This window comes from Micromonospora sp. 15K316 (assembly GCF_004348525.1).
Taxonomy (GTDB): domain Bacteria; phylum Actinomycetota; class Actinomycetes; order Mycobacteriales; family Micromonosporaceae; genus Micromonospora.
The window spans coordinates 1-10,401 of record NZ_SMKG01000215.1 but is presented as its reverse complement, the minus strand read 5'-3'; the positions used below and the strand labels follow the sequence as shown (position 1 = coordinate 10,401).

Genomic DNA, 10,401 nt, shown 5'->3' with positions numbered 1-10,401 from the left:
GTGGGGGGTAGGGGGGTGGGATGAGCACACCTGAGAAGAGCCGGCGGCAGCAGGAGGACGAGGCGCTCGAGCGCGGCGAGGCGTACCAGGACGTCGAGGGGCGCCGGACCGAGGACCCGGGCGCCGGTGCCGCCCACGCTCGTGGCGAGGCCGACCGCAACGCCGAGCACCTCCGGCACGGCGAGGTCGGTCCGGGGGCTCCGGCGCAGTAGCCCTGCCGTGCGCGGCCGACCGCAGCGTTGGGCACCTCCGGCGTGGCGGGGTCGGTCCGGGGCTTCCGGTGCCCGTAGCCCTTGAACCCGGAGCCGCCCGAACGGCCGACTTCTAGGGCCCGTCGGCGGGCGCCGGAGCGGTCGGCTGGTGCGTCCGCCGCATCTCGAGCCCGGCGATGAGGAGCGTGACTCCGAAGTCGAACGCTTCCGGGCGGCCGGCGGCCTCCGTGGGATCCTTCCGGTCGAGGGCGTGCGCGTGGGCGACGGCGCCGAGGCTGTCGGCCTGGATGCGCTGCTGCTCGTGGAAGGCGTGGCCGACGATGAAGTGGACCATGGTGGCGGCGGCGAGTTCGCTGGTCTCCTCATCGAATCCGCCGGCGTCGATGGCCCCGGCGAGGCGCCGTTGGAGCCCTTCCGCGCCGAGGCCGAGGGCGAGGGTGCTCGAGACGACCTCGGCGCCGTCCTTGAACGCGAGGAGCGCGTCACGCAGGGCGCCGGCCTCCGCCCGCACCCGGTGTTGCCAGCTGCGTCCGGTGGTGTCGACGGTGCGTGCGCCCGCGATGATCCGGTCGGAGACCGCGGCCAGGAGTGCCTGCTTGTTGGGGAAGTGCCAGTAGAGGCCGCTCGGCTGGATGCCGAGTGTAGCGGCGAGGTGACGCATCGTGAGGTCCGGCAGTCCCTGCTGGTCCAGGATGCCCAGGGCCGCCTCGACGACGTCGTCACGGGAGTTGCGGGCGTACGCGGCTGTGCTTTCCTGCCTCGGCATCCCGCAAGTATAGTGAACGCCGTTCAGGAGAACGGTGTTCAGGTGAACGCCGTTCTCCATGTCGTCCGAACGCCTGCGCCCTGCCGCCGGGCGAGAGGCCGTCCTCGGGTGACCCACGCGGGCGGAGAAGGAGCCGATCATGGAGCGACGTCGCAGTCTCGACACGCGGGACGTCACGAGGATCGTGGTCTTCGCCGCGATCCTGGCGGTCCTGGGTATCCCCGGCGCGATCTCGGTCTTCGGCGGAGCCGTGCCGATCACAGCGCAGACACTCGGCGTGATGCTCGCCGGCGCCGTCCTGGGACGTTGGCGGGGCGCGGCGGCCGTCACGCTCTTCCTGGTGCTCGTCCTCGCGGGGTTGCCGCTGCTGTCGGGTGGCCGTGGTGGGGCGGGCGTCTTCGTCGGCCCTTCGGCCGGCTTCCTCTTCGGTTGGGTCGCCGGAGCCTTCGTGGTGGGGGCCATCGCGAGATTCGGCAACCGGCCGCCGACGTGGTGGCGGACGGCCCTCGGCTGCCTCATCGGCGGCGCGCTCGTGGTCTACGCGGTCGGCATCCCGGTCCAGGCGCTCGTCACCCGGCTCCCGCTCGGGAAGACGGCCCTGTCCAGCGCCGTCTTCCTCCCCGGAGACCTGCTGAAGGTGCTCATCGCGACGGCGGTCGCCATGGCGCTCTGGCGTGCGTACCCCCGGGCGTTCGGTCCCGCGACGACGGCCGCGCCCCGGCCGCGGGCCGCGCAGCCGCGGACCGATGCGAGCGTACGGTGACGAGCGAACGAGCCGCCGTCCGCTGCGGGCCGACCGCGCTGACCGACGCGCAGCTGAGCGAGCGGATCGCGGCCGCCGGGGCGGCAGGAGTGGACGCGCCCGGTCGCGTGGTGCCGATCCTCGACGCCGACCGGGTCGCCGCCCTCACCACGGCCCTCGCCGTGCGGGCGGCGGGCGGTGTGCCACTGATCGGCGACGACCGGTGGCACGGCGAGTACTGGGCCCGCCTGGTCGCCACGGTCGCCGAGGCGGATCCCGTACCGGGCATGGCATGGGCCACCTTCAGCTCGGGCAGCACCGGGACGCCGAGGGTGATCGTCCGCACCCACGACTCCTGGTCCACGTCGTACCCGGGAGTCGAGCGGCTTTGCGACCTCACCGCCGACGACGTCGTCTACCTCCCCTCGCCGCTCGTCTCGTCGGTGACGATGTTCTCCGTCGTCCACGCCCGCGCGGTCGGCGCGAGCATCCTCCTGCCCCGGACGCACACCGTCTCCGACCCGGACCTCGCGCACGCCACGGTGCTGCACGGCACGCCGTACGCCCTGCGCGGCGTCCTCGAACGGATCGAGGCCGGCCTGGCGCACCGGCTCCGCGTCGCCCTGGTCGGTGGCGCCCGGCTCGACCCGGACCTGCGGAGCAGGAGCGAGGCGGCCGGTATCCGGCTGGTCTCCTACTACGGGGCGGCCGAGCTCTCCTTCGTCGCCGTCGACCCCGACGGCCGCGGGCTGCGCCCCTTCGACGGGGTCGAGACCCGCGTCGACGACGGCGTGCTCTGGGTCCGGTCCCCGTACTTCGCCGGCGGGTACCTCGGCACGGTCCCCGGGCCGTTCCGCCGCGACGAGCAGGGCTGGGGCACGGTGGGTGACCTGGTCGGCGGTGACGAGGCCGATCCGCTGCGGTTCCGTGGGCGCAGCGACGGCGCCATCCTGACCGCCGCGGCGACGGTGATCCCGGAGGACGTCGAAGCGGCACTCCAGCGGATCGACGGGATCGAGGACGCGGTGGTCTTCGGGCTGCCCAACACGAGGGCGGGATCGCTCGTCGCCGCGGTCATCGAGACCGGCCCCGGCGCCCGGCCGCCGTCGGTCCGCGAGTTGCGCAGCCGGGCGGGCGCGCTGCTGTCCGGCACGCACCTGCCCCGCCGCTGGTTCTGGACCGAGCGCCTGCCGCGTACCGCCACCGGCAAGCCCGCCCGGAACCGGATCAGGCAGGACGCGATCGAGGGGACGGTGAGCCGCGTTGTCTGAGCCCGCCCACGCTCTCCCGGTCGTCGTCGCGGCGCGGCGCACCCCGATCGCCGGCAAGGGGGCCCAGCTCGCCGAGGTCACCGTGGAGCGGCTGGCTGCTCCCGTCGTCCGGGCCTGCGTCGACGACGCCGCGCGGGCGACGGCCACGCCGCTGGAGATCGGCGACGTCGTGCTCGGCAACTGCATGGGTCCGGGTGGCAACATCGCGCGGCTCTCGGCGCTCGCCGCCGGGCTCGATGTCTCGGTGCCGGGAATGACTCTCGACCGGCAGTGCGGGAGCGGCCTGGCCGCGATCGTCACCGCCGCCGACGCGATCCGGGCCGGCGACGCTCGCGCCCGCATCGCGGGCGGCACCGAGAGCGCCTCCACCGCGCCGACCCGCATCGCCGGCGGGGTCGCGTACACCAGGGCGCCGTTCGCCCCCGCCGGCTTCGCCGACCCGGACATGGTGCGCGCCGCCCAGGACCTCGCCGTGCGCGACGCCGTCAGCCGCGACCGCCAGGACCGCTACGCCGCGCGCAGTCACCGGCTCGCGTCCGCGACCCGGGAGCGGGGCGGCTTCGACGACGAACTCGTGCCACTCGACGGGCTCACCCGCGACAGCGGTCCACGTCCACGTATCCCCACCATGCTCGACCGGTTCCCGGCGCTCTTCCCCGACGCGGCCGACGGCGGCACCGTCACGGCGGGCAACTCCTGCCGGAACAGCGACGGCGCCGCGGCGGTCGCGATCGTGCCGGCCGGCGCCCGTGGTGGCGCGCCGGGGCTCGCCCTGGTCGCCAGCGCGACCGTCGGCTGCGACCCGGCCCTGCCCGGGATCGGGCCAGTGCCCGCGGTCGAGACCCTGCTCCGCGGCGCGGGCGTGACCCTCGCCGACGTCGCCGCCGTCGAGATCGTCGAGGCGTTCGCCGCGCAGACATTGGCTGTGCTCACCCGACTCGGTCTGGCCGCCGGTGACGAGGTCGACGACCGCGTCTGCGCCGACGGGGGCGCGCTCGCGCTCGGTCACCCCTGGGGCGCGAGCGGAGCGGTCGGCGTGGTGCGCCTCTTCTCCCGGCTGGTGCGATCGGGCGCCCCGGCCGGGACGCTCGGCCTCGCCACGGCGGCCGTCGGTGGCGGGATCGGCGTGGCCGCCCTCTTCGAGGTGGTCCGGTGAACTCCGGGATCCGCTTCGAGGACGTCTCGGTCGAGTTCTCCGGTCGGCCGGTGCTGCGCGATCTCTCACTCGACCTCGACCACCGCCGGATCGCCGTGATCGGCGCCAACGGCTCCGGAAAGTCGACCTTCGCCCGGATGCTCAACGGTCTCGTCACCCCGACCCGCGGGGAGGTACGGGTGCACGGGATCGACCCGGCCCGGCAACCGAAGCGGGTGCGCCGCCGGGTCGGCTTCGTCTTCAGCAATCCGGACGCGCAGATCATCATGCCGACCGTGGCCGAGGACGTCGGCTTCTCCCTGCGCGGGCAGGGGCTCTCCCGTCCGGAGATCCAGGCGCGGGTCGCCGCGGCGCTCGACCGCTTCGGCCTCACCGAGCAGGCCGACGCGCCCGCCCAGACCCTCTCCGGTGGGCAGAAGCAACTCCTCGCGCTCTGCGCGGTGCTGATCCGCGAGCCCGGCCTCGTCGTCGCCGACGAACCGACCGCGTACCTCGACGCCGCGAACAGCCGCCGCATCGCGGGGTTCCTGCTCGACGAGATGCCGCAGCAGCTCGTCATCGTCACCCACGATCCCCGGCTCGCCGTCCGCTGCGACGTCGCGCTCCGGTTCGAGGCCGGCACGCTGGTGGACCACGGAGACCCGGTGGCCGTCGTCGCCCGGTACGAGGAGGAGCAGCGCTGATCACGATGTACCGGCCGGGCGGCAGTGTCCTGCACCGGATGCCCGCCGGCCCGAAGCTGCTCGCCGTCATGGCGCTCGCGTTGACGATCTCACTCGCCCCGGCGAGTCCGTGGCTGCTCGCCGGGGCTGCCGCGCTCGTGCTCGGCGGCTACCTGCTGACCGGCCTGGGGCTGCCCGAACTCGGCCGGCAGCTGCGGGGCCTGCGCTGGCTCGTCCTCGTCATGCTCGTGCCCCAGGCCGTCTTCCTGTCGTTGCCGGCGGCGGCGGTCAACATCACCCGGGTCGTCGTGGTCGTCCTCCTCGCCGCCCTGGTCACCCTCACGACCCGCACCGAGGATCTGATCGACGCCGTCGCCCGAGCCCTCGGGCCGCTGCGCCGGCTCGGGGTCAACCCGAGCCGGATCGCCCTCATGCTCTCGATGACCATCACCACCGTGCCGGTCATCGCGGGCTTCGCCGTACAGGTCCGCGAGGCGCAACGCGCGCGTGGCGTACCCGTGCAGCCGCTGGCCTTCGTCGTGCCCCTGCTCGTCATGGCGCTCAAGCACTCCGACGACCTCGCCGACGCCCTCACCGCCCGGGGCGTCGACTGATCCCGGGCCGGGCCACCGCCGCCGGGCGGCGGCTGTCGGATCAGCCGCTGATCCGCAGGCTGGAGATCAGACCGTCACGCAGGTGGAAGGTCATCGGGCCGGTGCCGTTGTATCCGTTGCCGGAGACCGTCAGCGTCACCACGTAGCTCTCCGGCTCGGCACCGGGCTTGATCCCCTTGAACTCGAAGTGCGACTGCACCCCGATGTTGTCGGTGCGGTCCCAGTCGCGGACGCCGTCGCGGCCGCGGAACTCGCGGCCCCAGTCGTTGAGGTACGCGTCGTCGGTGAACGCGGCGACGAAGGCGTCCGAGTCGGCGCGGTTCGTGGCGTCGATGAACGCCTGGATCGGGGTCGGGATGTCGCTGGTCGTCATGAGCGAGTCTTTCGGCGGTCGTGCGATGCGCGGGACAGCGCGTCGCGAGCGTGATGGTTGCGGACGGCGTCTCGAAGCGGAGGCCGATGGCGACGTCCCGTCCGGTCCGTGGCCGGCGTCGCGCGACGACCTCCCGGCTGAGCGTAGAACATCGATTCGGGCGGATCGGGCGGAACGTGCCCGCTGGCCCGGGCGGCTGCGTCGCGTCGTACGCGGTCATCCGTCCGCAGTGGTGTGGCGCCGGATCGGGGCCACCCGGCGGTCGTCGGCTGTCCCGGCGTCGCGTGCTCGCCGAAACGGGGGAGTGAATGCGGCCGGGATGCGGCTCGGTGCGGCGCCGGTTGATTTCCGCCATTCGCCGACCTCGGGGCGGGCGGAGTTCACGACTCACCGTCGAAAGTGTTACTCCGGTGACTGTTGGTGACGCCTCGGCATCGATGATTGCCGGCGTGTCCGGAGCCGATGGGAATCGGCCTCGAAAATCCTCACGGTGTGCTTGACCGTCGTTACCTGATGAGCTCGATCGGCGGCGTGATCGGTGGGCTGGGCAGGGATGATCCCGATCACAAAAGGCCCGTTGGCGGCGGCGTGAAAATAGTCGCCGGATCGGGCAGGTAGCCTCGCCCGCGTGCCGGAGAACGTACCACTCCTTGTTACCGATCGGTATGACGTCGTGGAGCTGCTCGGCCAGGGCGGAATGGGTCGGGTGTGGAAAGCCCGTGACCGCATGCTTCACCGGGACGTGGCCATCAAGGAAATCGTTCCGCCGCCCAACCTGACCGACCAGGCGCGGCAGGAATTGCGGGTGCGGTCGCTGCGCGAGGCGCGCGCCATCGCCCGACTCGACCACGTGAGCGCCGTCAAGGTCTTCGACGTGCTGCTGAGCGCGGACGGCGACCCGCAGATCGTGATGGAGTACGTGCCGTCCCGGTCGCTGCACGACGTGATCACCCGCGAGGGTCCGATCGCGCCGCTGCGGGCGGCCGAGATCGGGCTGGCCGTGCTCGGTGCGCTCCGCGCCGCCCACCGCGCCGGGCTCGTGCACCGCGACGTCAAGCCGGCCAACATCCTCATCGGCGCCGACGGTCGGATCGTGCTCACCGACTTCGGTCTGGCCACCGCTGTCGAGGACTCGAACCTGACCCTCACCGGCGTCGTGCTCGGCTCGCCCGCGTACGTGTCGCCCGAGCGGGCCATGAAGAACGTCGTCGGCCCGGCCGGTGACCTGTGGTCGCTCGGGGCCACCCTCTTCGCGGCCGTCGAGGGCCAGTCGCCGTACGCCCGGCCGTCGAGCATGATGAGCCTCACCGCGCTCGTCACCGAACCGCCGCCCCGGCCCCGCCACGCGGGTCCGCTCCTGCCGCTGCTGGAGGGGCTGCTCCGCAAGGACCCGGCCGAGCGGATGGACGCCGACACCGCGGAGCAGTCACTGCGCCGGATGCTCGCCGAGGCGCCGCAGCACGTGGCGCTCAGCGCGAAGACCCAACTGGTGCCGCAGCACCCCGGGGGCCTACCGAGCGGGTCCCGGACGGCGTCCTCGCCGGAGTCGGCCGGCGCCGAGCCGCCCACTTCCGAGGTGCCGGCCACGCTGCCGGCTTCCGTCGCCTCCGACCGGGGCTCGTCGCCGACCGGGGCGACCGAGGGCGGGCCGTCCCCGATCACCGCGGCGGGCCGCCGACGGTCCCTGCTGGTCGGCGTGCTCGCCGGCCTGCTGCTGCTCGGGCTCGGAATCGGCATTCCCCTGGCCAACCGTGGGACGTCCGATGACGGTGCCGACGTGGGCGAGATGGTGGACGCCGCCGGCCCGCAGACGGCCGCGTCGGACTCGTCGACCTCCCCGGCGCCGGGGGCGCTCGCCTGGTCCGTCTACCGGGACCGCAGCGGCTACTCCGTGCCGGCGCCGCGGGACTGGCGGATCGTCCGGCACGGGACGACTGTCGAGTTCCACGAGCCGGACGGAGAGCGGATGCTCGCCGTGAGCCGGGGCGACGCGCCCGGCGGCGATCCTGTGGCCGAGCTGACCGAACGGGAGACGGACGCGGTCGACGGGACGTACCGCGACTACCGCCGGATCGAGATCGTCGCCGTCAACTACGGGCTTCGGGCCGCCGACTGGGAGTGGGTCTACACGGCCGACAGCGGCACCGTCGTCCACGCGCGTCAGCGCACCTTCGCGACCGCGGGCCAGCAGGGTTTCCGCATCCTCTGGTCGGCGCCGGAGGAACTCTGGGCCGCCAGCGCGAGCGCGTTCCAGAAGGTCACCGCGGGGTTCAGCGCGGACTCGGGTAAGCCGGACGGCGACCGGCCGAACACGGACGTCCCGACGAACGCCGACGCGCCGCGGACGCCGCAGGCGGATCCGTCGGTGGACACGGTGAGCCCCGTCCCGCGTAAGCCCGGCAGCCGGATCGTCGGCGTGGCGAGCGACAGGTGTCTGGACGCCAAGGACCTCGACGCGCCCGGCTCGCCGCGCCTGCTCATCCGGGACTGCCTGGCCGGCCGGGACCGCAACCAGCTCTGGACCTTCGGGTCGGACCAGAGCATCCGGTTGGACGGCCGGTGCATGGACGTGGCCAACGCCTCGAGCGACGACGGCGCGGTGGTCCAGCTGACCGACTGCAACGGCACTCCGGCGCAGAAGTTCAGGTTGACCGAGGAGCGCCAGCTGGTGAACGTCAGCAGCGGCAAGTGCCTGGACGTGGTCGACGGGCGTACCGAGAACGGCGCGCCGCTGCAGCAGTGGACCTGTGACGACGCCACGGAGAACCAGAAGTGGCTGCTGAGGTGAGGACACGGACGGGCTGCCGGCGCCGGTGATCCGTCGCGCCCGGGCCGGTGCGGGCTTGCCGGCGTCTGCCATGCTTCGTCCGGTGACGACCGGCAGCCCGCGCAGACGCCACACCCACCGCCGCCCCCGCAGCCGTACGGCCCGGATCGTCCTCGCGTTCGTCGCGGCGGCGGCCGTCCTGGTGGTCGCCGCGCTGGTCGTACCGATGCTCCTGCCGCCGGGACCGCGTCCGCTGTTCCAGCTTCCGGTCGCCTGCGGCGAGACGTGGCAGCTCGGCACCTATCCGGGTCACGACGACTACGACGTCGACCTGTTCCCCATCGAGGGCGAGGCGTGGGGCAGGCCGGTGCTCGCCGCCGCCGCGGGGACGGTCACCGTGGCCGGGATCAACGGTTCGCTCGGCGGGCGTACGCCGGAGAACCCGGAGGGGCCGCGCGGACGCGGCGGCGGCTACTGGGTGAAGATCGACCATGGTGGCCGGTGGGAGACGCAGTACCTCCACCTGCTCGAACCGCCGTCGGTGCGGGAGGGTCAGCGGGTCGCCCAGGGGGAGCAGATCGGCCGGCTCGGCAGCACCGGCAACTCCGGGGCGCCGCACCTGCACTTCGAGCAGCGCCGGGGCTGGGAGAAGGTCGAGACGTGGTTCGACGGCTCGCCGTCGGGCATCACGCACGACGACCGCGAGTACACGGTTCGCCGTACGAGCAACAACTGCGGCTGATCGCAGGTCCCGGCCGGCGGCAGATCAACCGGGCCCGTCATCGCCTGATCTTCCCCGTGTGGTGCCCGCCTGAGGGTCGGCCGGCGAGACCGGAGCCGGGGACGCCGCCCCTCCCGGCGCGACGGTCAGCGGTCGCCGGCCAGCTTGTTGAGGTGCCGCAGGGCCGACCGGGACGCGGAGTCCGGCATCATCACGTGCAGGGTCTGCTCGCGGTCCTCCGTCGTCTGCACCGCCTCGAGATGCAGACGGATCGGGCCGACGACGGGATGCTCGATCACCTTCGAATCAAGGATGATCTTCTTCGCGACGTGCCGCTCGGACCAGAGCTGCCGGAAGGCGTCGCTCTTGGCGGTCAGCTCGGCGACGAGTTCCGCCGCCCGTGGGTCGTTCGGGTGGCGTCCGCAGTACATCCGCAACATCCCGACCAGGCCGGCCGCGGAGGCCTCCCAGTCCCGATGGATGAGGCGGGCCTTGTCGGAGAGCAGCACATGGCGGACGCCATTCCGCTCGCGCGCGGGAATCGCATGGAAATCGTCGATGACGAGTCGGGCGGCGGGATTCGCCGCGAGGATGTCGGTACGTCGTCCGGTGAGAATGGCCGGCACTTCGCCGAGTGATTCCATCAGGCGGATCATTCCGAGGCTTACGCGTTGCGTCGGCCGGTGCCTCGGTTTCGGTTGGCTGTCCCGCCGGGCCAGGTCGAACAGGTGCTCGTGGGCCGCCTCATCGAGCTCCAGGACGTCGGCGAGAGCGTGCAGGATGTTGTCCGACGGGGTGACCCGCCGCCCCTGTTCGAGTTTCACGTAGTAGTCGACACTGACGCCGACCCGCTGCGCGACCTCCTCGCGCCGCATTCCCTTCACCCGTCGGGACGGCGCCGACCGCAGGTCGCCCTGGCCCGGCGCGACCGCCGCACGGCGCGCGCGTAGAAAATCGCCCAGAGTGAGCTCTTGCACGCTTTCGTTCCACCTTCATCCGATATTTCTTTGCCATTTTACAGGGTGGCACTGCCAGTCCTAGGAACGATGGGCCGCTCTCGGCCCACCCGCCGTCGATATCGGGCTGCTTTCCTTGTGATGGCCCCTGGCCCCTGGCC

At 72.9% G+C, this 10,401-nt stretch carries 11 protein-coding genes; 8 read left to right on the top strand and 3 right to left on the bottom strand.

All coding sequences use genetic code 11. The annotated features are described in order from the left end of the window. Positions 1 to 20: 20 nt before the first annotated feature. Complete coding sequence (locus E1211_RS26760; RefSeq protein ID WP_132352104.1) at positions 21 to 212, top strand: ribonuclease; 192 nt, start codon at positions 21 to 23, stop codon at positions 210 to 212. Between the two features lie 112 nt (positions 213 to 324). On the opposite strand, the gene E1211_RS26755 is transcribed toward E1211_RS26760, so the two are convergent. Beyond that, positions 325 to 978, bottom strand: a complete 654-nt coding sequence (locus E1211_RS26755; RefSeq protein ID WP_132352102.1) for a TetR family transcriptional regulator — start codon at positions 976 to 978, stop codon at positions 325 to 327. A 139-nt stretch (positions 979 to 1,117) separates the two neighbouring features. Between E1211_RS26755 and E1211_RS26750 the strand changes: the two genes are divergently transcribed. Genes E1211_RS26750 through E1211_RS26730 form a run of 5 tightly spaced genes read left to right on the top strand, consistent with a single transcriptional unit; the run spans position 1,118 to position 5,423 of the window. Continuing rightward, a complete protein-coding gene (locus tag E1211_RS26750) occupies positions 1,118 to 1,741 on the top strand; it encodes a biotin transporter BioY (protein WP_132352100.1) in 624 nt (207 codons plus the stop codon). Then, positions 1,738 to 2,991, top strand: coding sequence for a class I adenylate-forming enzyme family protein (locus E1211_RS26745; protein WP_207915522.1), 1,254 nt, complete (start codon positions 1,738 to 1,740; stop codon positions 2,989 to 2,991). The genes E1211_RS26750 and E1211_RS26745 overlap by 4 nt, the downstream gene beginning before the upstream one ends. Then, complete coding sequence (locus E1211_RS26740) at positions 2,984 to 4,147, top strand: thiolase family protein (RefSeq protein WP_132352098.1); 1,164 nt, start codon at positions 2,984 to 2,986, stop codon at positions 4,145 to 4,147. Before E1211_RS26745 ends, E1211_RS26740 begins: the two co-directional genes overlap by 8 nt. Then, positions 4,144 to 4,830, top strand: coding sequence for an energy-coupling factor ABC transporter ATP-binding protein (locus tag E1211_RS26735; RefSeq protein ID WP_132352096.1), 687 nt, complete (start codon positions 4,144 to 4,146; stop codon positions 4,828 to 4,830). Before E1211_RS26740 ends, E1211_RS26735 begins: the two co-directional genes overlap by 4 nt. 5 nt (positions 4,831 to 4,835) lie before the next feature. Then, complete coding sequence (locus tag E1211_RS26730) at positions 4,836 to 5,423, top strand: energy-coupling factor transporter transmembrane component T (protein WP_132352094.1); 588 nt, start codon at positions 4,836 to 4,838, stop codon at positions 5,421 to 5,423. A gap of 40 nt (positions 5,424 to 5,463) precedes the next feature. Here E1211_RS26730 and E1211_RS26725 read toward each other — a convergent pair whose 3' ends face one another. Then, positions 5,464 to 5,796, bottom strand: a complete 333-nt coding sequence (locus tag E1211_RS26725) for a nuclear transport factor 2 family protein (protein WP_132352092.1) — start codon at positions 5,794 to 5,796, stop codon at positions 5,464 to 5,466. Between the two features lie 628 nt (positions 5,797 to 6,424). On the opposite strand from E1211_RS26725, the gene E1211_RS26720 reads away from it, so the two are divergent. Both E1211_RS26720 and E1211_RS26715 read left to right on the top strand, forming a co-directional pair. Continuing rightward, entirely contained in the window at positions 6,425 to 8,584 is a 2,160-nt protein-coding gene (locus E1211_RS26720) for a serine/threonine protein kinase (RefSeq protein ID WP_132352090.1), read from the top strand. A 70-nt stretch (positions 8,585 to 8,654) separates the two neighbouring features. Continuing rightward, a complete protein-coding gene (locus E1211_RS26715) occupies positions 8,655 to 9,305 on the top strand; it encodes a M23 family metallopeptidase (RefSeq protein WP_132352088.1) in 651 nt (216 codons plus the stop codon). A 125-nt stretch (positions 9,306 to 9,430) separates the two neighbouring features. Here E1211_RS26715 and E1211_RS26710 read toward each other — a convergent pair whose 3' ends face one another. Then, positions 9,431 to 10,261 carry a helix-turn-helix transcriptional regulator gene (locus tag E1211_RS26710; RefSeq protein ID WP_132352086.1) on the bottom strand — a complete coding sequence of 277 codons (831 nt, stop codon included), beginning with the start codon at positions 10,259 to 10,261 and terminating at the stop codon, positions 9,431 to 9,433. Between the last annotated feature and the right edge of the window lie 140 nt (positions 10,262 to 10,401).

Coding starts and splice junctions, on each gene's coding strand:
- E1211_RS26760 (WP_132352104.1), top strand. CDS start 21: ATGAGCACACCTGAGAAGAGCCGGCGGCAGCAGGAGGACGAGGCGCTC.
- E1211_RS26755 (WP_132352102.1), bottom strand. CDS start 978: ATGCCGAGGCAGGAAAGCACAGCCGCGTACGCCCGCAACTCCCGTGAC.
- E1211_RS26750 (WP_132352100.1), top strand. CDS start 1,118: ATGGAGCGACGTCGCAGTCTCGACACGCGGGACGTCACGAGGATCGTG.
- E1211_RS26730 (WP_132352094.1), top strand. CDS start 4,836: ATGTACCGGCCGGGCGGCAGTGTCCTGCACCGGATGCCCGCCGGCCCG.
- E1211_RS26725 (WP_132352092.1), bottom strand. CDS start 5,796: ATGACGACCAGCGACATCCCGACCCCGATCCAGGCGTTCATCGACGCC.
- E1211_RS26715 (WP_132352088.1), top strand. CDS start 8,655: ATGCTTCGTCCGGTGACGACCGGCAGCCCGCGCAGACGCCACACCCAC.